Origin of the sequence: Roseovarius sp. MMSF_3298 (assembly GCF_030733705.1) — a bacterium.
In the GTDB taxonomy this organism is placed as follows: domain Bacteria; phylum Pseudomonadota; class Alphaproteobacteria; order Rhodobacterales; family Rhodobacteraceae; genus Roseovarius; species Roseovarius confluentis.
In genome coordinates, this window is the sequence record NZ_JASHIN010000016.1 from 53,415 (window position 1) to 74,079 (window position 20,665).

Annotated in this window: 17 protein-coding genes; 7 read left to right on the top strand and 10 right to left on the bottom strand. The window is 64.5% G+C overall.

Features of this window, described 5'->3' with window-relative positions:
• Positions 1-41: 41 nt before the first annotated feature.
• The 3 genes from RBB18_RS14905 to RBB18_RS14915 form a co-directional block, all read right to left on the bottom strand.
• Entirely contained in the window at positions 42-911 is an 870-nt protein-coding gene (locus tag RBB18_RS14905; RefSeq protein ID WP_103764722.1) for a GXGXG motif-containing protein, read from the bottom strand.
• Positions 899-1,834, bottom strand: coding sequence for a glutamine amidotransferase (locus RBB18_RS14910; protein ID WP_103764721.1), 936 nt, complete (start codon positions 1,832-1,834; stop codon positions 899-901). Before RBB18_RS14910 ends, RBB18_RS14905 begins: the two co-directional genes overlap by 13 nt.
• A gap of 80 nt (positions 1,835-1,914) precedes the next feature.
• Complete coding sequence (locus tag RBB18_RS14915) at positions 1,915-3,384, bottom strand: glutamine synthetase family protein (RefSeq protein ID WP_170067267.1); 1,470 nt, start codon at positions 3,382-3,384, stop codon at positions 1,915-1,917.
• 226 nt (positions 3,385-3,610) lie between these two features.
• Between RBB18_RS14915 and RBB18_RS14920 the strand changes: the two genes are divergently transcribed.
• Positions 3,611-4,294, top strand: coding sequence for a FadR/GntR family transcriptional regulator (locus RBB18_RS14920; RefSeq protein ID WP_245890564.1), 684 nt, complete (start codon positions 3,611-3,613; stop codon positions 4,292-4,294).
• Positions 4,295-4,390: 96 nt separating this feature from the next.
• Here RBB18_RS14920 and RBB18_RS14925 read toward each other — a convergent pair whose 3' ends face one another.
• Both RBB18_RS14925 and hemC read right to left on the bottom strand, forming a co-directional pair.
• Positions 4,391-4,942 (bottom strand): hypothetical protein, encoded by a 552-nt coding sequence (locus RBB18_RS14925; protein ID WP_306111083.1) that lies wholly within the window; start codon positions 4,940-4,942, stop codon positions 4,391-4,393.
• A gap of 184 nt (positions 4,943-5,126) precedes the next feature.
• On the bottom strand, positions 5,127-6,074 hold the full coding sequence (hemC, locus tag RBB18_RS14930; protein WP_103764717.1) for a hydroxymethylbilane synthase: 948 nt from the start codon (positions 6,072-6,074) through the stop codon (positions 5,127-5,129).
• A 93-nt stretch (positions 6,075-6,167) separates the two neighbouring features.
• Between hemC and hemE the strand changes: the two genes are divergently transcribed.
• A complete protein-coding gene (gene hemE / locus RBB18_RS14935) occupies positions 6,168-7,202 on the top strand; it encodes a uroporphyrinogen decarboxylase (RefSeq protein WP_306111082.1) in 1,035 nt (344 codons plus the stop codon).
• Positions 7,203-7,277: 75 nt separating this feature from the next.
• Here the strand turns inward: hemE and RBB18_RS14940 are convergent, their stop codons facing one another.
• Positions 7,278-8,492, bottom strand: coding sequence for a glycerophosphodiester phosphodiesterase family protein (locus RBB18_RS14940; protein WP_306111081.1), 1,215 nt, complete (start codon positions 8,490-8,492; stop codon positions 7,278-7,280).
• 183 nt (positions 8,493-8,675) lie between these two features.
• Here RBB18_RS14940 and dddP point away from each other — a divergent pair, with 183 nt between their 5' ends.
• Positions 8,676-10,019 (top strand): dimethylsulfonioproprionate lyase DddP, encoded by a 1,344-nt coding sequence (dddP, locus tag RBB18_RS14945; protein WP_306111080.1) that lies wholly within the window; start codon positions 8,676-8,678, stop codon positions 10,017-10,019.
• A 4-nt stretch (positions 10,020-10,023) separates the two neighbouring features.
• Here the strand turns inward: dddP and RBB18_RS14950 are convergent, their stop codons facing one another.
• Both RBB18_RS14950 and RBB18_RS14955 read right to left on the bottom strand, forming a co-directional pair.
• Positions 10,024-11,109: a FlgO family outer membrane protein gene (locus RBB18_RS14950; RefSeq protein ID WP_306111079.1), complete on the bottom strand. Its 1,086-nt coding sequence runs from the start codon at positions 11,107-11,109 to the stop codon at positions 10,024-10,026.
• Between the two features lie 2 nt (positions 11,110-11,111).
• The gene (locus RBB18_RS14955; RefSeq protein WP_306111078.1) at positions 11,112-11,660 is read right to left on the bottom strand and encodes a hypothetical protein; all 549 of its coding nucleotides are present in this window, start codon (positions 11,658-11,660) and stop codon (positions 11,112-11,114) included.
• A gap of 229 nt (positions 11,661-11,889) precedes the next feature.
• Here RBB18_RS14955 and RBB18_RS14960 point away from each other — a divergent pair, with 229 nt between their 5' ends.
• The gene (locus tag RBB18_RS14960; protein ID WP_306111077.1) at positions 11,890-13,134 is read left to right on the top strand and encodes a bifunctional alpha/beta hydrolase/OsmC family protein; all 1,245 of its coding nucleotides are present in this window, start codon (positions 11,890-11,892) and stop codon (positions 13,132-13,134) included.
• On the opposite strand, the gene RBB18_RS14965 is transcribed toward RBB18_RS14960, so the two are convergent.
• Positions 13,116-13,493 carry a response regulator gene (locus RBB18_RS14965; protein ID WP_274593959.1) on the bottom strand — a complete coding sequence of 126 codons (378 nt, stop codon included), beginning with the start codon at positions 13,491-13,493 and terminating at the stop codon, positions 13,116-13,118. The genes RBB18_RS14960 and RBB18_RS14965 overlap by 19 nt on opposite strands.
• Before the next feature lie 352 nt (positions 13,494-13,845).
• Between RBB18_RS14965 and RBB18_RS14970 the strand changes: the two genes are divergently transcribed.
• Positions 13,846-15,015 (top strand): lytic murein transglycosylase, encoded by a 1,170-nt coding sequence (locus RBB18_RS14970; RefSeq protein WP_103764711.1) that lies wholly within the window; start codon positions 13,846-13,848, stop codon positions 15,013-15,015.
• On the top strand, positions 15,012-16,127 hold the full coding sequence (locus RBB18_RS14975) for a class I SAM-dependent RNA methyltransferase (RefSeq protein ID WP_306111076.1): 1,116 nt from the start codon (positions 15,012-15,014) through the stop codon (positions 16,125-16,127). The genes RBB18_RS14970 and RBB18_RS14975 overlap by 4 nt, the downstream gene beginning before the upstream one ends.
• Before the next feature lie 322 nt (positions 16,128-16,449).
• Here the strand turns inward: RBB18_RS14975 and smc are convergent, their stop codons facing one another.
• Positions 16,450-19,905 carry a chromosome segregation protein SMC gene (smc, locus tag RBB18_RS14980; RefSeq protein WP_306111075.1) on the bottom strand — a complete coding sequence of 1,152 codons (3,456 nt, stop codon included), beginning with the start codon at positions 19,903-19,905 and terminating at the stop codon, positions 16,450-16,452.
• A gap of 250 nt (positions 19,906-20,155) precedes the next feature.
• Between smc and RBB18_RS14985 the strand changes: the two genes are divergently transcribed.
• Entirely contained in the window at positions 20,156-20,659 is a 504-nt protein-coding gene (locus RBB18_RS14985; RefSeq protein ID WP_274593963.1) for a hypothetical protein, read from the top strand.
• Positions 20,660-20,665: the final 6 nt, after the last annotated feature.

The window sequence follows — 20,665 nt, forward strand, 5'->3', positions numbered from 1 at the left end:
CACCCTACACGTCCGGCGTAGGGTGGGGTTTCACCCCACCATTACAAAATCAGTTTCTTCTCGGACGGCTCGAGGTTGTCGTAGTTCCACAGCATCTTGCCGGCGACGACCTTGGTGAAGTGATCCACCCCCTTGTCGGGCATCAGGCCGTATTGCGTCAGCTTCCGTGTCAGCCACTTCTTGTCGAGCTCGGTCAACTCCGCCTCGACAGCATCCACGCCCAGGCTCTTGATGTCGCCGCCCACGTAGATCGTGCCGTCATACATCGAGTCGCCCAGGTTCTTGCCCGCGTTGCCGCAGACCACCATCCGGCCCCTTTGCATCATGAAGCCACTCAGCGCGCCGGTATCGCCACCGACGATGATCGTGCCGCCCTTCTGGTCGATCCCCGTGCGCGAGCCCACCGAGCCCCGGCACACAAGGTCGCCGCCCCGGATGGCCGCGCCAAAGGTCGAGCCTGCGTTCTTCTCGATCATGATCGTCCCGGACATCATGTTCTCGCCACAGGACCAGCCCACACGTCCGCTGATGCGCACGTTCGGCCCGTCGATCAGGCCGACGGAAAAGTACCCGGTCGAGCCTTCGATGATCAGGTTCAGCTTGCTCAGGATCCCCACGCCAAGGCTGTGCATGCCCCGCGGGTTCTGCAGCACGATCGTGCCGTAACCTTCCTTCATCAACTCGCGGATGTTCGAGTTCACTTCCGTCACGGTCTTGCCGTCACAGTCGATCTCGGTCCGCTTGTTGAAGTCCACGTCGGGCGCCCACGGATAGGTGAAACGCTCCTCGGCATCCGGGTCGAACTCGACGTAAAGCGACTTGCCCGTCAGCTGTTCGGTCCGCATGCCCAGCGCGGTCACCCGCTCTTCCTGGGTCATCTTCTTCAGTTCTGCGTCGCTTACGCTTGCCATACCCGGACCTCCTCATCATAGGGATCTGTCGTGTCGATTTCCTGCGGAAGGATCGCGCGGATCGCCACCTCTTCGCTCGCCATGGCGATCAGGTCGTCGGATTCGTAAAGAACCAGCGGTTTCGCCGCCATCGTGTCCTTCGCCATGCCCAGCTGATCCTTGGTGGCCACAAGATAGGTGAACACCCCGTCGATCTCCTCGATCGACTTGCGCAGGGACTCTTCCAGCGTGATGCCGTTGGCCAGGTTGTGCGCGGTATAGACCGCCAGCAGTTCGCTGTCGCAGTTCGACATGAACCGGTGGCCCTTGCGCTCCATCTCGCGGCGCATGATCCAGTAGTTGGTGATCTGGCCGTTATGCACCACGCTCACGTCGTTATAGGGAAACGCCCAGTAGGGGTGTGCCGACTTGATGTCGACGTCCGATTCCGTGGCCATCCGCGTATGCCCGATGGCATGCGTGCCCTTGAAATCGTTGAGGCCGTACGCCTTCGACACCACCGACGCATCGCCCAGATCCTTGATCAGCTCCAGGCCGTTGCCCATCGACAGGATCTCGATCCCATCGGTTTCCTCGATATGCTCGGCCATCTCGCCGACATTGTCGGCCCCGCTGAACACGTAGCGCAGCGCGTATTCCAAGGGCGCTTCCTTGGACTTGATCTTGGCGCCATGCTCTTCCATCACCTGTTCGACATAGGCGATACGGTCCTCGATCACCTTGTGAACGCCACGGCCCTTTTCCATGTCCTCGGCCTCGGCCACCTTCAGGCGCATGATGTAATCGCCCTCGGTCGGTTCACCGTATACCGCGTAGCCGGTGCTGTCCGGCCCACGGTGCTTGAGCGCCAGCAGCATCGAGGTCATCTCCGACCCCACGTCGCTGCTCTTGCCCTTGTAGATTAGTCCAGCAATTCCACACATCTGGAAACGCCTCCTCTGGGTTGCATAGTCGTTAGAGCGGCGGCGGGCTCCTCAACCCGCCGCCAGACGCATGGGATGCCTCAGGGCAGGCATTCCATGTACGTGTCCTTGTCCCAATCCGTCACGGTGGACATGAACCGGGCATATTCATCGTGCTTGTACTCGTCGAACAGGCGGTACATCTCGCCGGGCATCCCGCGCTGCACCACTTCGTCCTTCTTGAGGAAGTCCAGCGCCTCGCCAAGCGACATCGGCAGCTTCTTCACCTGCTTGCCGGCCTCGATCGCGGCGTAGATGTTGCGCTCTTCGGGCTCGCCCGGGTCCAGCTTGTTGTCGATACCGTCGTCCATCGCCGCCAGCAGGGTCGTGCCCATCAGGTACGGGTTCACCATGCTGTCGACCGAGCGGTACTCGAACCGCCCCGGCGCCGAAACGCGCAGGCCCGTGGTGCGGTTCTGGAACCCCCAGTCGGCAAAGACCGGCGCCCAGAAACCCGTGTCCCACAGACGACGGTAAGAGTTCACCGTCGAACAGCCCACCGCGGTCAGCGCCTGCAGGTGATGCACCACGCCGCCGATCGCCTCGAGGCCTTCCTTGCCGGGCATCTGCGGATCGTCGTCATCGGGCATGAACGTGTTGTCGCCGCCCTTGACGTACATGTAGTTCTCTTTCATCCCCGGCAGATCCTTGGGATCGTTGCCGCACTTGACGAACTCGTCCTCGCCGCCGCGCCACAGGCTCATGTTGTGGTGACAGCCGCTCGCCGACACGCCCATGAACGGCTTCGTCATGAAGCAGGCGAAAATGCCGTTTTCGCGCGCCACCTGCGCACAGATCTGGCGGTACGTGGTCAGACGGTCCGCGTTGCGCAGCACGTCGTCGAACATCCAGTTCAGCTCCAGCTGGCCGGGCGCGTCCTCGTGGTCGCCCTGGATCATGTCCAGCCCCATCATGCGGGCATACTTGATCACCTGCATCGACACCGGGCGCAGGCTTTCGAACTGGTCGATGTGATAGCAATAGGGCTTGGAATAGCCGTCGCGCGGCTTGCCGTTCTCGTCGAACTTCAGCCACATCATCTCGGGTTCGGTCCCGATCCGCAGGCTCCGGCCATGCTTCTTTTTGAAGTCTTCGTGCATCCGGCGCAGGTTGCCCCGGCAATCGCTGGTCAGGAACCCACCCGGATTTTCCTTTTCCTCGCGGTTGCGGAACAGCGTGCAGTAGAAGCGGCCGATCGTCGGCGCCCAGGGCAACTGCATGAAGGTTTCAGGTTCCGGAATGCCCACCAGCTCGGCCGCTTCCGGGCCATAGCCCAGGTACTCGCCCGCGCGGTTGGTGAACAGGTTCACCGTGGCGCCATAGACCAGCTGAAAGCCCTTCTTCGCGACGGTTTCCCAGTGATCGGCAGGAATGCCCTTGCCCATGATCTTGCCGGTCACCGACACGAATTGCAGATAAAGGTACTCGATGCCTTTCGCATCGATCATCTTGCGGACTTCTTTGATTTTCTCGTCGCGCCCGGGGGCCTCGACAAATTTCTCAAGATCCATTTCAGCCACGGTTTAGCTCCCTGATGTTGCGCCGCCTTGCTTGTGTCTGGACCCAAGAAGCGGCTGGTATTTTAGGTGGCATGAGCAGGCATCGCGATGCCGCCCAGCACCTTCACGATTCCGAGGCTCAATCCAAAAGTCAACCGAATTTGATCCAAACATGCAGATTCTGCTGGAAATAGCCGCTATATGGTATATAATTGGTCCAGTTAACGGAGGAATCACAGTGAGCGACGCACAAAGAATGGGCGCGGCGGATATCGCCGGCCTCATCCGGCGCGAAATATCCAAGGGCACGCTGCAACAGCATGACCGCCTGCCACCCGAACGGGTGCTGTCCGAGACATACGGCGCCGCCCGCGGCACCGTGCGCAAGGCGCTCATGCAATTGGAATCCGAAGGTTTTGTCGAGATCCGGCCAGGCAGCGGCACCTATGTCATGCACAAGACCGAGACAGCCGCGGCCAGCGCCATCGACAACGCTACCCCCCTGGAATTGATGGATGCCCGATTCGCGCTCGAGCCGCACAGCTGCCGCCTGTCGGTCCTGCACGGCCGCCACGCCGATTTCGACCGGATGGAAGAGCTCTGCGAGCAGATGGAGGCCAGCGTCGACGACCCCGCCGCGTTTTCCGAGGCCGATACGCAGTTTCACCGCGCCATCGCCGACAGCACCCGCAACGGTCTCCTGGTGTGGATCCTTACCCAGATCGGCAGCGTCCGCGGCCAGGACGACTGGACCCGCATGCGCCGCCTGACGCTGGATGAGCCGACCATCAACACCTACAACCGGCAACACCGCCAGATTCTCGAGGCCCTGCGCGCCCGCGAACCCGAACGCGCCGCGACCATCATGAAGGAACACCTGGAAACCGCCCGCCTGTCCCTCACCCGCGCCTCCGAGACGTGAAGCCGTCCCGGGCCTGACCCAGGACCTCTTGACGCGAAGGGACTGCCCACCGCTACCCGCGTAGGGTGGGTGAAACCCCACGCGCCGCGACGCCCGCTACTTCTTGTAAAGCCGCGCCATCTCGTCCCCGAAGAGCCGGTCGAACTCATCCGGCGGCAACCACCCCACCGGCGCATCCTCCAGCTTTTGCCCCAGGAACAGCTTCAAGGCCGCCACCGCGTGCCAGCTCTGACTGCCCGCCGCGTGATAGGGCCGCATCGGCACGTAGGTCCCATCCTTCAAGAGCAAATGTGGCCGGCCGATCCCGCTATCCGTGCCATGGGCGCCCACCGTGCCGATCACGGCGGTTTCGACGTCGCTCAACCGCCATTCCCATTCCTCGGCCCCCTTGCGGTCCGTCACCGTCAGGTGCACCCGGTCCGCCGCCCGGTCGAAGACCAGCACAGACCGCATCTTGCTGCGCTTCCAGTAGACCACCATCCCGACGATCAGCACCGCTCCCGGCAACAGCAACTCGGGAAACCCCTCCCACGCCATGAAGAGGCTCATGCCGGCCACGAACACGCCAGCCAGCGTCAGGCCCAGCTTCTTGTCCTTCTGGTCATCCACCAGGGTCAGGGTGGTGTCGGTCTTGTCCTCGATCCGCATCCATCGACGATGCCCCGCGTCCCGAGTTCCGTCAATCCTGCACGTAGGGTGGGTGACAACCCACGCTTACCACCGCACGCCGCATTAACGACCCGATCTGCCGACGCCCCCACCGCCGCGATACCACCCGGATACCGACGCGATACCGACGTCCCAAATCAGCCAAACAAGGCCGTTAAACTTTTTACTCGCGCCAGTCGAAAAATCCCGGCCCCGCGCGCTCCAGCAATCCGCGCGCCAGCGCGTCGCCCAGCTTGGCCCCGTCCTCGACCGGCGCCTCGCCCTCGTCGCTGAGGCTCTCGCTGCCATCGGGCCGCAGCACTTCGCCGCGCAGCCGGATCCTGTCGCCCTGCAACTCCGCCAGCCCGGCAATCGGCGTCTCGCAGGAACCGTCCAACGTCGCCAGAAAGGCCCGTTCCGCCGCCAGCCGCTTGCCCGTCTCGACGTCATGGATCGCCGCCAGCATCTCGGCCGCGCGGCTGTCATCCGCACGCCGCTCGATCCCGATGGCCCCCTGCGCCACGGCGGGCAGCATGTCCTCGGTATCCACCGCACCTACCGCCACCTCGGGCTGCCCAAGACGGTTCAGCCCGGCCATGGCGAGAAACGTGCATTCCGCCACGCCGTCATCCAGTTTCTTCAATCTTGTCTGAACGTTACCGCGAAACTCCACCACCTCAAGATGCGGAAATTTCACCAGCACCTGCGCCTTGCGCCGCAGGCTCGACGTGCCCACCTTGGCGCCCTCGGGCAGCCCCGCCAGCCCCTCGTAGCGCGGCGACACGAACGCATCGCGCACATCCTCGCGCGGCAGGTAGGTGTCCAGCATCAGCCCCTCGGGCTGCAACACAGGCATGTCCTTCATCGAGTGAACCGCGAGGTCGATCTCGCCCGACAGCATCGCCTCCTCGATCTCGCGGGTGAACAACCCCTTGCCGCCGATCTCTTTCAGCGGCCGGTCGATCACCCGGTCGCCGGTTGTCTTGATGACGACGATCTGGAACGCCTCGTGCGGCAGGTCAAAGGCGTCGGCCAGACGGTCGCGCGTCTCGTTCGCCTGCGCCAGCGCAAGCGGGGAACCTCGTGTACCGATCTTCAACGGCGCGGCGGGGGTGGGCATGGTCACAGTCATGCAGACGGTCTAGACGTGTAAATCTGGGCTGACAAGTTTTGGTTGACTTTCCAAGGCTCAAAGGGGACCAAACTCGCAAAAGGGAGACCGGACATGGCGTCACAAAAAACCATCCTCAAGGCCCTCGCCGGCGAGACGCAGGCAACGCCGCCGATCTGGATGATGCGCCAGGCCGGGCGGTATCTACCCGAGTATCGCGCGACGCGCGAACAGGCTGGGGATTTCCTGTCGCTCTGCTACAACCCCGACCTCGCAACCGAGGTCACGCTGCAACCGATCCGCCGCTACGGCTTTGACGGGGCGATCCTTTTTGCCGATATCCTCTTGGTCCCACAGGCCCTCGGCGCCGATCTGTGGTTCGTCACCGGCGAGGGCCCACGCCTGTCGACCGTCACCCAGCAGGCCGATTTCGACAAGCTCGGCCCAGCGGAAGAGGTGCACGAGACGCTCAACCCGATCTACCAGACCGTCCGCAATCTCTCCGGCGCCCTGCCGCCCGAGACCACGCTCATCGGCTTCGCCGGCGCGCCCTGGACCGTCGCCACCTACATGATCGCCGGCCGCGGCACGCCCGACCAGGGCCCCGCCCACGCGCTCAAATCCGAAAACCGCCCCCTGTTCGAGGCGCTGATGCAGCGCATCACCGAGGCCACGATCCATTACCTGTCGGCCCAGATCGACGCCGGCGCCGAGGTGGTCAAGGTCTTCGACAGTTGGGCCGGATCGCTCAAGGGCCAGGACTTCGAAGATTTCGCCGTGGCGCCGACCAAGCGCATCATCTCCGCGCTCAAGGAAAAGCACCCCGGCATCCCGGTCATCGCTTTCCCGCGCGAGGCCGGTGACGGCTATATCGGTTTCCATGAAAAGACCGGCGCCGATTGCGTGGCTATCGACAATTCGGTCAGCCCCGAATGGGCCGCGGAACACGTGCAAAAGGACGGCTGCGTGCAGGGCAACCTCGCCTCGTCGCACATGGTCACCGGCGGCGACGCCCTGGTGCGCGAGACGCGCCAAGTGGTCGAGGCGTTCCGCGGCGGCCCGCACATCTTCAACCTCGGGCACGGCATCACGCCCGACGCCGACCCCGACAACGTGCAACTGATGATCGATACGGTCCGCAGCACCTGACCGCGCCTTTCATCGTTCCAAAATACTCAAAGAAAACCCGCCCGACGCACACGCACCGGGCGGCTCTGGCGTGGCTCAGTCCAGCCCCATGCAATTCGCGTAATAGGTCACCGTCGCGGGCCAGTCGCTGAACACACCGACCACGCCGACCTTGTCATGCAGCGCCTGCAGCATGGTGAAATAATCCGCATCGGTGTCGATCGTGTCCGCCACCGACTGGAAGTACCAACCGCCACCGCCGGTCAGCGGGCCAGAGCGTTCCAGCGTCCAGGTGATGATGTTCAGCCCGGCCTCGCTGGCCGCCGTGGCATAGGGAGACGGCACGATCTCGTCGCCCTCCAGCGTCACCAGCATCCACATCGGCGGCGCGATGTAATTGACGCCCTGATCCGCCAGTTCCTGCATCGACGGCTCGAACGTCGCCGGGTCCATGTAGTCGAACCCCTCCATGTCATACCGGCCGTCCAGGTACACCGCCTGCGCACCGAACTCCGGCTCGTTCTCGATCCAGTAAAGCACATCGTCCAGGTTGAAACTTTGCGGCCAAACGTCCGAGGCCGGCACGCCCGCCGCCTTGTACTCGTCGATCATCTTCTGCGCATAATCCTCCTGGCTGAACCCGTCATGCGGCATCTCCACCGCCGGGCTCTTCAGCTCGGGCGTGAATTTCGCGCCCAGGTCTCGGAACAGCGCGATCGACTCGGCATGGGTCATCAGCGTTCCGCCCGCGACCGCGTAAAGATCGGTGCGCCAACTGGCGGTGCCGTCCATGTACCCCTCGACCGTCGTGGCCGACGTGTCCGCCGCATCCATCTTGCCGGTCAGCGTGCGAAACTCGGCCAGCGTGACTTCCGAGGCCCGGCATTCCGCCGTCGCGTCCGTCTCGCCATCGGCGGGGCTGAACGGGGTCACGCAAGTCCCCGCCAGGTCCGACGCCAGGATATCGGTCGTCGTATGCAGATCGTTCTGCGCGTGGCGGCAGACCAGTTCATGATCCTTGGTGAAGGTCACGTCGCACTCCAGGATGCCCGCACCCATCCGCGCCGCCGCCTTGTTGGATTCAACCGTATGTTCCGGGAACAACAGCGGCGCCCCCCGGTGTCCGATAGAAAAATCCGACCGCGCCGGCGTCTGGCCCGTGCACGAGGCCAGCTTTTCCTTCAACGGTCCTTCGGCCATCCGGTCGATCAGGTAGCCCGGGCGCGGCCCGTACCCGACCTCTTCGGCGGCCAGCGGCGTCGCCAACCCGGCAATGGCAATAGGCAACGCGGCGAATGTGAAACGGATCATTCTCGATCTCCCATGACGTGTTTTCATCGCCCGGGAGTATCCCTGCTCTTCCAAAAAGATCGTGACGGTTTCGCAAAACCTTTGTGACGCGCCGGCGCAGTTCCGACATTCCCGATGTCGCATTCCGTCGAGCAAATCGCGGCTTGGGCGCCCAATCTTGAACCAGACTCGAAGAGCCCGACGATGAACATCCATTTCCGCGACACACGCAAGATCGACCCCACCCGAGGGCCCGTTCTGGGCGACAACACCCCCAACGACGCCGACCGGATCGAGATCGGCCCGACCCAACTGGCCTTCCGCGAGTGGGAGGCGGCAGATCTTCAACTCCCCGATCTGCAAGCCATGCGCCGCTACCGCTGGGAACGCCTGACCCGCTTCGTCCAGGACCGTGATTATGCCGGGCTGCTGGTCTTCGATCCGCTGAACATCCGCTACGCCACCGACTCGACGAACATGCAGCTCTGGAACACACACAACCCGTTCCGCGCCCTGCTGGTCTGCGCTGACGGCTACATGGTGATGTGGGACTACAAGAACTCACCGTTCCTCAGCACGTTCAACCCGCTGGTGCGCGAACAACGCTCCGGCGCCGATCTGTTCTACTTCGATCGCGGCGACAAGGTGGACGTGGCCGCCGATACCTTCTCGAACGAAGTGCGCGCGCTCTTGGCCGAGCACGCCCCGGGGAACAAACGCCTCGCGCTGGACAAGATCATGCTCCACGGCCTCCGCGCGCTCGAGGCTCAGGGCTTCGAGATCATGGAAGGCGAGGAACTGACGGAAAAGTGCCGCGCCGTCAAAGGCCCCGACGAGATCCTCGCCATGCGCTGCGCCTCCCACGCCTGCGAGGTCGCGGTGACCGAAATGGAGCGCTTCGCGCGCCTCAACGTGCCCTTGGGCAGCACCAGCGAAGACGATATCTGGTCGGTCCTGCACGCCGAGAACATCCGCCGCGGCGGCGAATGGATCGAAACCCGCCTGCTCGCCTCAGGCCCCCGCTCCAACCCGTGGTTCCAGGAATGCGGCCCGCGCATCACCCAGATGAACGAGATCATCTCGTTCGACACCGATCTCGTCGGCAGCTACGGCATCTGCGTCGACATCTCGCGCAGCTGGTGGATCGGTGACGCCAAACCGCGCCCCGACATGATCTACGCCATGCAGCACGCGCATGAGCACATCATGACCAACATGGAAATGCTCAAACCCGGCGTCACGATCCCCGAACTCACCGCCGGCACCCACGTGCTTGACGACCGATACCGGGCGCAGAAATATGGCTGCCTCATGCACGGCGTCGGCCTTTGCGACGAATGGCCCCTCGTCGCCTATCCCGACCAGGCCGTGCCCGGCGCCTTCGACTATCCGCTGGAACCCGGCATGACCCTCTGTGTCGAGGCGTTGGTGGGCGAGGTTGGCGGCGATTTCTCGATCAAGCTCGAAGACCAGGTGCTGATCACCGAAGACGGCTACGAGAACCTCACGCGATATCCATTCGACGCCGCGCTGATGGGCGAGACTTGAACGCTCAGCCGTCCGGCGGCATGTCGTAAAAGCCCAGAGACTGCACCGCGTAGGCTTCCTTTTCCTCCACGTTCGGCGTCACCACGAGTTCCAGCGCCAGGGTAAAGCGCGGCGTCTCGATGTCCTTGTCTCCAACCACCTGAAAGTTCAGCTGCGCCACCTTCCCCGGCGGCAAGACCGTCGCATATTTGGGATCGCTCGAATTACAGTATTGCAGATAGCCCTCGCCATAGCAGGTTCGCAGGCCCGACCAGTTTCCCTTGGGTTCCATGAACCCGCCCTGCCCGTCCGCGATCGAGATCGAGTTCGGAAGATACGACAAGGCGATGGTGTTCTCGGTCGTATTCTTGAACCGCATCGCAAAGGTCGCCTCGCCCTTGGATTTCGAATAAATCAAGCTCGACACCTCAGCCTCGTACACATCCGACGAATATCTGCGTGACGGTTCCGCCAAGCTTTGCTGTTGCACGCTTGCCTGTCCACTCCCGCTGTCGACCACGACGACCTGCGTGGTCGCCGCCTCCCCGCCGCTTGCCTCGGCAAAGCCACAGGCGCTCCGACTGCGCGTCGCCATCATCTCGGCCACACTGCCCACGCTGGGAAACTCCGACCGGGCCGTGGCGAACAGCCGGCCGTCCTGCGTGCCGATCATCCGCGCCTGCACCTTCACCTGTTCGCCGAACTGTATCAGCGAGCCGGTCACCAGCGCGTCGACCCCCTCGATCTCGCCCAACCGCTTCGCGGCATCTGGTGCGATGGTCCCGTCGAACACCAACTCCATCTCCCGGAAAATCGCGCTCAGCTGCGACCGCTCGATGATGTCGATCTTGCCCTCGCCCGCATTGAACAGGCTGTCCACCACGAACTCGCTCACGTAATTGGACAGATCGGAACAGGTGCCGTCACTGTGCGTAAAGGTCGAAATGCCGATGGTCGCCGTTCCGTCCGTGCGCGTCCGCTCCACGATCTGGCCCGCGATCTCATCCAGACTTTCGTCCACGGAGGAGGCCGCCTCCGCAGTCCCCGCTAGCCCCGCCATCCCGGTCAGGCCCGACAGAAGGCAGGCAATCACCGCTTTTCTCAACCCCATGTTCACTCCCCTTTGCAATTCGCCTTGAAAATTCCGGTCTGCGTCACCTGCTCCTCAAAGCCGCGCAGGGCCATGTCGGTGGCGCCGATTGCTCCCGTCGGGCCCTTTCCCGATCCGACCAGACGCATTCGCTCCGGCCCATCGGACCCGGCCAGAACCACCGCAGCTTCCAGCGTATGGCCCTCGAAACCGTGGGTCGTCTCTTCGTCAGGCACCACAAGCGCCGTTGCCGTGACCTGCTCCACCGCGACACCGGCGCAGTCGTATCTCTGTAGCTGCTGTTCGATCCGCGTGGCCAACTCGCGCTCCAGAACGCTGCGCGTGGGCGCGTCGTGTGTTTCAACGGATGCCGCTTGCCCCCCGCCGCTCTCGCCCCCCGTGGCGCCCGTCTGACTGTTGTCCAGAGCGCCCGTGATTGACTGGGTGGTGACCTCGCCATCCTCTTCGGTCGCGACCATGAGCCTGTCGCTGAGTTCAAACAAGCCGACGACCCCACCTACAAGGGCACTCACAAGGATGACCGACTTGGCCATGAAGGAATTTGTGGACATGCGACTGTTATTATTTGACGACTATGCGCCCACCATTGCACAGCGCTCCCAGCCCATCAACGATTCCGCGCAGAATGACGGGAAGGCTGTCACGGGACAAATCTGAAACTCGGCCGCCCCGGGATGCTGACCGACCGCGCAGGCGCCTCACAATCCCGAGACGACCGTGAAACACTCCTTACGCATGCGATCCGAACTGCCATCTTGAAGGCAACCGAAAGGACCACCCATGCCAAGCGAACGCTTCACTTTCAAAGGCCATGACGGGCATGAGCTCGCCGCCCGGCTCGACCTGCCCGAAGGCCCGCACCCGGCCACCGCGCTCTTTGCGCATTGCTTCACCTGCTCCAAGGACATTCCCGCCGCACGCCGGATCGCGGCTCGGCTGGTGGGGGCCGGGATCGCCGTGCTGCGCTTCGATTTCACTGGGTTGGGCCATTCCGAAGGCGAGTTCGAGAACACGTCTTTCACCTCGAATGTCGAGGATCTCGTGTTGGCCGCCAACGCGCTGGCGGCCCACGACATGCCTCCCAGCCTGCTGATCGGCCACTCGCTCGGCGGCGCCGCCGTTCTGGCGGCCGCGTCGAGTATCGACAGCGCCCGCGCCGTGGCCACCATCGCCGCGCCCTTCGATCCCGGCCACGTCACCCACAATTTCGACGGCGCGCTCGAAAAAATCGCGGCCGACGGCGCCGCCGAAGTCGAACTGGGCGGCCGCCCCATCCGCATCGGCCAGAAATTCGTCGAGGATGTCCGCGCCGAAAACCTCGCTCCACGCATTGCCGGCCTCAAGCGCGCGCTTCTAGTGCTGCACGCCCCGCTTGACGAGACCGTCGGCATCGACAACGCCACCGAGATCTTCAAGGCCGCGAAGCATCCCAAGAGCTTCGTCACCCTCGACAGCGCCGACCACCTGATCACCGATCCCGGCGATGCCGAGTACGCCGCCGGGGTCATCGCCGCCTGGGCACAACGCTATCTCGACCTCAAGCGCCCCGCGCCGCCCCCCGGCGCGCCCGAAGGCGTTGTGCGTGTCTGCGAAGTGGACCCAGACGGTTTTCTGCAGGACATACATGCGGGACCACATCACCATGTCCGCGCCGACGAGCCAGAGGCCTATGGCGGCACCGACCGCGGCATGAGCCCCTACGGCTTTCTCGCCTCGGGTCTCGGCGCCTGCACGTCGATGACCATTCGCATGTATGCCCGTCGCAAAGGCTGGCCGCTGGATCATGTCTCGGTCGACGTCACCCATGACAAGGTCCATGCCCAGGATGCCGATGGCAGCAGCCCGGCCAAGATCGACAGCTTCATTCGCACCATCCGCCTCAAGGGGGATCTCAGCGACGACCAGCGCCAGCGCCTGCTCGAGATTGCGGACAAATGCCCCGTGCACCGGACGCTGGAAAACGCGTCGAAGATCGAAACCCGGCTGGCCGACCCGGACACCAGGCCTCAGCCCGAGCGGGCGTAGTGCTCCACCATCGCCGTCAGGTCTTCCGGCGGCGTCGCGGCATTCACGTAAGCCCGGGCATTGGCGCAATATCCAAAAACCGACCCGTCCGAAAAAAACGAGGTATTCGTGACGAACAGGATCGGGATACCGGGATGACGCGCCTCGGCCGCGTCGGCGATGGAAAAAGAACTGCTGCGCGTCAACAGCAGGTTCAGCACGATCAGGTCGAAGGGCCGCAAGTCCAGCGCCTCTATCGCCCCGGCCTGATCATGCTCCAGTCGCACGCGCAAGCCTTGCCGTTCCAGGTGACGCTGCCACAGCTGGCCGAGCGACACGTCGCTCTCCACGATCAGAACGTTCAGTTGGCTCTTTCTCACTCAAACGACTTCCGTACTTTAACCCAGCACGCACAGCACCTCGGTCTGCATGTCTAGATAAACGCTGAATATGATCAGTTAGTTCTGGAAAAAGAAAACGATATAAGGACTTAACACCTTACGTGACGTCAGTCCAGGCTCCGCCGGACACTCAGTGCACAAGAAACGGTACACCAGACTCCATCAAGTCGTCCAGTTCGACGTCGCCTAGCGCGAACCCGGCAGATGAAACCCCGACGCCCCGGGGGCGTTGCCCCTCCGATATTGAATAACACAATGCCCGAATACAGGTTTTCCGGACTGGCCAAGGCCAATCCGCTGCTGCACTCTCACCCGGAAAAGGAAGTACTGAATGATCCGCTGCCTCGCCCTCGCCCTGTCGCTCTGCACCGCCACCACCGCCTATGGTCAAAGTTGCGGCGGCTCGTTTTCCGGTTTCGTCGACGCGCTGCGGCAAGAGGCGATTGCCCGCGGCCACGCGCCCGACAGCGTGAACAGCTTTTTCGCCTCGGTGCGCCAGGACCAAAGCGTCCTGCAGGCCGACCGTCGCCAGGGTGTTTTCCAGAAACCCTTCACCGACTTTGCCCGTCGCCTGATCAGCGCGAACCGGCTCAACACCGGCCGCGCCAAGTCGCAGCAGTTCGATGCCGTCTTCGACCGGATCGAGGCCGAGTACGGTGTGCCGCGCGGCGTGCTACTGGCCTTCTGGGCGTTCGAGACCGACTACGGCGGCTTTCAAGGGGATTACAACACGCTCAACGCGCTGGTCACCCTGTCGCATGATTGCCGCCGGCCCGAGCTTTTCCGGCCTCAGGTCTTTGCCGCCCTGGAACTCTACGAGATGGGCAATTTCGACCCCATCGGAACCACCGGCGCCTGGGCCGGGGAAATCGGCATGGTCCAAATGCTGCCGCAGGATATCATCGACAACGGCGTCGACGCTGACGGCGACGGCGAGGTCAACCTCAAGACCTCCGCCCCCGACGCGCTGATGTCGGGCGGCAAGATGCTGCAACATCTCGGCTGGCGCGCGGGCGAGCCTTGGTTGCAGGAAATCGACGTGCCCGACAACTTCGACTGGTCCAAGACGGGCCTGCGCACGACGCTGCCCGCCTCCGAATGGGCCGCCATGGGGGTTACCCCCCGCCATGGCCAGATCCGCGGCGACCTGCCCGCGAACATTCTCCTGCCCGAGGGGCGCAAAGGTCCGGCCTTTCTCGCCTACCCCAATTTCAACGTCTATTTCGAATGGAACCAAAGCTACACCTACGTCCTGACCGCCGCCTATTTCGCCAACCGTCTGGAAGGCGCGCCGGTCTTCGACGCGGGCAACCCCGATCCGGGCCTTTCGGGCGATCAGATGAAGCGCTTGCAGGAAAAGCTCGCCGCACGCGGCTATGACGTGGGCGGGGTCGACGGCATCCTCGGCTCCGGCACCCGCGCCGCCGTGCAGGACGTGCAGCAGGAACTCGGCATGCCCGCCGACGCCTGGCCCACGCCCGCGCTTCTGAACGCCCTATGATGCCACGCCGCGCGTTCGAGATCTTTCTCACCGCCCCGCCCGGTCTCGAACTCACCCTCAAGGACGAGGCGCAGGCAGCCGGGTTCGCCAAGCCCAAGGCCACCCCCGGCGGTGTCCGCTTTCGCGGCCACTGGCCGGACGTCTGGCGCGCCAACCTCGCCCTGCGCGGTGCGGGCCGGGTCCTCGCCCGCGTCGCCCGCTTTCAGGCGATGCATCTCGACCAGCTCGAAACCCGCACGCGCGAAGTCGGCTGGGCGGGTCTCCTCCGCCCCGACGTGCCGATCACGGTCGAGGCCACGACTCGCAAATCAAAGATCTACCACCAAGGCGCCGCCGCCGAACGCGTCGCCCGCGCCATCCACGAGGTCACCGGCGCGCCGCTTGAAGGCGACGACCCCGTGCGCGTCCAGCTGCGGATAGAGGATAACCAGTGCCTGCTCAGCCTCGACACCTCGGGCGAGCCACTCCACCGCCGCGGCCAGAAACCCTTCGTGGGCAAGGCCCCCATGCGCGAGACCCTTGCCGCGCTTTTCCTGCGCCAATGCGGCTACACCGGCACCGAGTCGGTGCTGGACCCGATGTGCGGTTCCGGCACCTTCCTGCTGGAGGCTGCGGAAATCGCCCTCGGCCGGGCCCCTGGCCGTGACAGGGAATTCGCCTTCGAGCGTTTCGCCAATTTCGATACAAGCGCATGGCAGGACTTGAAAAGCGGCCAAACTGACACCGAAACCACCCTCCGCTTCCACGGCAGCGACCGTGACGCGGGCGCCGTCACCGGCGCGCGGGCCAACGCCGACACCGCCGGCCTCGGCGACCGGGTCACGATCTCGCACCATGCCTTCAGTGATCTCCAACGCCCCGACGGTCCACCCGGCCTCGTCATGGTGAACCCGCCCTACGGCACCCGCATCGGCGAGCGCAAACAGCTCTTCGGCCTCTATGGCGCCCTCGGCAAGACCCTCGCGGAACGGCTCGCAGGCTGGCGCGTCGGCCTCGTGACCACCGACGCCAGCCTTGCCAACGCCACCGGCCTGCCCTTCACCGACCCCGGCCCGCCCGTCGCCCATGGCGGCCTGCGCATCACGCTCTGGCAGACCGGACCGCTGCCGTAAGGCGTTAACCAAGGTCGCGCGCTCGGCTTTACTTTTTGGTAAGAAAAGCGCATCATATTAAGAATGCGGAAGTTGTCTTTCAGGTGAACCACCAAAGACGTGACCCCGCGAAGTTGCTGCTTCGCGGGGTCTTTCTTTGTCAGGGTATCAAAGCCCTATACAAAGTCGAATGATCGTCACGACCAGCGTTCCCGCTGCCAGAACGACCATCCATTTGCGGAAGGTGTTTTCCTTCAGTTGAACCACCTCCTCTCACTGCAAAGGGTTGCAGCGAGACCAGAGATATCGGCTCTATGTTCATAAAATCTTAACGACGGATGGCTCACGCCACCATCTGCTCCGCCTTCTTGAGATCCACCGACACCAGCTGGCTGACACCCTGCTCGCCCATCGTCACCCCGAAAAGACGGTCCATCCGGCTCATCGTCACCGCGTGGTGTGTGATGATCAGGAACCGCGTCTCGGTCCGGCGGCACATCTCGTCCAACAGATCACAGAACCGCCCCACATTCGCGTCGTCCAAGGGTGCGTCCACCTCGTCCAGCACGCAGATCGGCGCCGGGTTGGCCAGGAACACGGCAAAGATCAGCGCCAGCGCGGTCAGCGTCTGCTCACCCCCCGACAGCAGGCTCAGCGTCGCAAGTTTCTTGCCCGGCGGCTGGCACATGATCTCCAGACCAGCCTCCAGCGGGTCGTCGCTCTCGACCATCACCAGGTTCGCCTCGCCGCCGCCGAACAGGTGCTTGAACAGCATCGAGAAGTTCGAATTCACCTGCTCGAACGCCGTCAGCAACCGCTCGCGCCCCTCGCGGTTCAGCGACGCGATACCATTGCGCAGGGTGCGGATCGCTTCCTCGAGATCGGACTTCTCATTGACCAGCGTGTCATGCTCTTCCTGCACCTCACGCGCGTCTTCCTCGGCCCGCAGGTTCACCGCCCCCAGCGCATCGCGCTGACGTTTCAGGCGGTTCACGTCGGCCTCGATCGCCTCCGACGCGGGCATTGTCTCGGGATCGGCCTGCAACGTCTCCAGCAGGTCCTCGGGCGAGCACTCCAGTTCCTCCTCGATCCGCGCCGCCGCCTGTGCCTGGGTTTCCCGCGCTGCTTCCGCCCGCGCCTCGGACCGCGCCCGCGCCTCGCGCGCCTCGCCGGCCAGCCGCTCGGCATCACGCTCGTTCGCCACCGCCTCACGTGCCACGCCCTCGGCGTTCGACAGCGTGTCGGCCGCCTCGGCCCGCCGCGCCTCGGCCTTCGAAATGTCCGCGCTCAATTCCTCGCGCTTCGCGGCCAGTTCGCCCGGCTTCGCCCCGGCTTCTGCCAGTTCCGCCTCACTCGCCTCCTTGCGTTCGGCCAGCTCCGCGCTGCGCGTCTTCGCCGTTTCCAGCCGGTGCCGCCAGCCCGACAATTCCTTGGTCACTTCCTGGCTGCGCTTCAGCCGCGCTTCGCCCTCGCGACGCAGCTCATCATGGGCCGAACGCTTGGACATCATCGTCATCCGCGCCGCCTCGACCGTCATCTTGACGTCTTCCACCTCGGCGCGCGCGGTATCCAGATCACCCAGATCGCCCATCGCCTTTTCCGCCTCGGCCAGCGTCTTGCGGGCGGCCAGCGCCTCTTCCTCGTGGCGCTTCACCGCCAACCCGAGGCTTTCCAGCTTGGACCCGGCCAGGCTCCGCTCCGCCTCGGCCCGGCTCAGCGCCCGGTTCGCCTCGGCGACCTTGCCATCGGCAGCACGCCGCGCCTCGCGCGCGGCCTTGTCCGCCTCGGTCAACTCGACCAGCCGCGCCTTAAGCGTCTCGTGCGCCCGCTGCGCACCCTCGGCCCGCGCGTTGGCATGCGACAATTGCTGCTTCAACTCTTCCAGCCGGTTCAACTGCTCCAGTCGCAGCGCAGCAGCCGACGGCGCATCCTCGGCCCAGGCGCGGTACCCGTCCCAGCGCCACAGGTCACCCTCGACGCTGACCAGCCGCTGCCCCGGTTTCAGAAGCGCCTGCAACCGCGGCCCGTCATCCGGATCCACCAGCCCGATCTGCGCCATCCGCCGCGCCAGCACGCCCGGCACGTTCACATGAGCGCCCAAAGCAACGACACCTTCAGGCAAAGTCTGCGCCTGGGCATACCCGTCCAGCGGAACCCAGCCCGACGGCCCGTCCGCATCGACCTCGGGCGCGCGCAAATCATCGGCCAGCGCCGCGCCCAGCGCCTTTTCATACCCCGGCGCCACCTGCACCGCGTCAAGGATCTGCCCGCCCTCTGCCGTGTCCCGTTCCAGCAGCCGCGCCAGCGCCGACACCTCCGCCGACAGGGCACTCACCTCGCCCTCGGCCTCGGAGCGTTCCGCCCGCGCATCCGCCTCGCGCCCCTGCGCATCGGCCCGCGCGTCGTCGGCCGCGGTCAACGCTGTTTCGGCTGCCTGCGCCGCCTCGGTCGCGTCCTTCTCGGCTGTCTCGGCGGCCTCGAACTCTTCGCTGGCCCGCGTCACGGTGTATTGCGCCGCCTCCACCGCGTCCTTGGCCCGCGCCGCCTCGGCATCCGCCCGGTCGCGGGTCTTGCGGCTGTCCTCGACCAGCCGCTGCGCCGACTGGTGCCGCGCGGCCAGCCGTGCAACATCCTCCGTCAGTTCCGACAGTTCGGTTTCCCGCGCCTGCAAGACCTGGCTGGCATCTGCCGCCTCGGCGCTCGCCGATTCCAGCTTGCCCTCGTGGCCTTCGGCGGCCTTGGCCAGTTCCTGCGCTTCCCATTCCAGCCGTTCGATCGTCTCGCCCGCGTCGCGGTTCAGGCTGTCCTCGCGCTCCATGTCGCGGGCCAGCTGCTCGATCCGGGATTGCAGCGTCTCGATCCGGTCCTTGGCCGCGGCTTCCTGCTCGGCCAGCGTGTCGCGGCTCACTTGCAACCGCTGCAACACCGCCGCCGCGATGGCCTCTTCCTCGCGCAGGGGCGGCAGTGCCTCGTCCGCCCGCGCCCGCAGCTTTGCCGCCTCGCGCGCCGCCGCCTCGGCCCGCGCCGCGTCGCTGGTCCGCTCGGTCAGCTCGCTCTGCGCCTTGGCCCGCGCCAGGTCGGCTTCCTTCCAGCGGCGATACAGCAGCAATCCCTCGGCCTGCCGCAACTCCTCGCCGATCTGGCGATACCGCGCCGCCTGCTTGGCCTGCCGCGCCAGCTGCGCCAGCTGCGTCGCCAATTGCTCGATCACGTCATCGACGCGGGCCAGGTTGCTCTCGGCCCCCTTCAGCTTCAACTCCGCCTCGTGTCGCCGCTGGTAGAGGCCGGAAATCCCCGCCGCCTCTTCCAGGATGCGCCGCCGCGCCGTGGGCTTGGCGTTGATCAATTCCGAAATCTGCCCCTGCCGCACCAGCGCCGGCGAATGTGCACCGGTCGAGGCATCGGCAAACAGCATCTGAACGTCCCGCGCCCGCACGTCCTTGCCATTCACCTTGTAGGCGCTGCCCACATCCCGCGTGATCCTCCGGATGATCTCAAGGTGGTCGGCATCGTTGAACCCCGCCGGCGCCAGCCGGTCGGAATTGTCCAGATGGATGCTCACCTCGGCAAAGTTGCGGGCGGGCCGCGTGGCCGCCCCGGCAAAGATCACGTCCTCCATCCCCGAGCCACGCATCGAGGTCGGCCGGTTCTCCCCCATCACCCAGCGCAACGCTTCCAGCAGGTTCGACTTGCCACAGCCATTCGGCCCCACCACCCCGGTCAGACCGTCCTGGATGAAAAGGTCGGTCGGGTCGACGAAACTCTTGAACCCGGTCAATCTCAGCTTGGTGAACTGCACGGCACGTGTCCCTCCGGTGGGGCCGGCTTGATTATCGGATGTGATTCCGGCCTTGGAAGGACATGCAAGCGCACGACCTTGGGCCCTGTCAACGCAAAACCCCTGCATATGGCGCGATGCCGGCACTTATCCACAAGATATTGCGTGATCTCGCGCGGATTCTGAATTCTCCCGATGCAGTTATTGCGGCGCACGCGCCCCAAACATATGCTTCGGCGCAGATCACGCTCACGCCACGGAACGCTTCGTCATGTCAAACCCGATTGCCCTTCTTGTGGCCGGCCTCGCCGCCGGGGCTGGTCTCGGCGCGCTGGTCACGGCCACGGTGATCGACCGCCCGGCCATGTCCAATACGGCCACGTCCGAGGGCATGTCCCATGACCACTCCGCCCATGATCACGGGCAGGACAACGCCATGCACGACCACAAGATGGTCGAGGCCGGCGATCCCGCCCCGACGCTGGCCATCGAGCTTCATCCCGACGGCCCGCAAAGCCGCAACCTGCATATCATGACAACCAACTTCACCTTCGACCCCGAAGGCGTGAACGGCGATCACCGCCCCGGCCACGGCCACGCGCATGTCTATATCAACGGCGTCAAGCAGCCCCGCGCCTACAGCCCGTGGGTGCAACTCGACGCACTGCCCAAGGGCACGCACGACATCCGGGTCACGCTCAACGCCAACACCCACGGTCACCTCGCCACGAACGGCACGCCGATCGAGGCCATGACGACCCTGACAATCGAATAGCCCGCG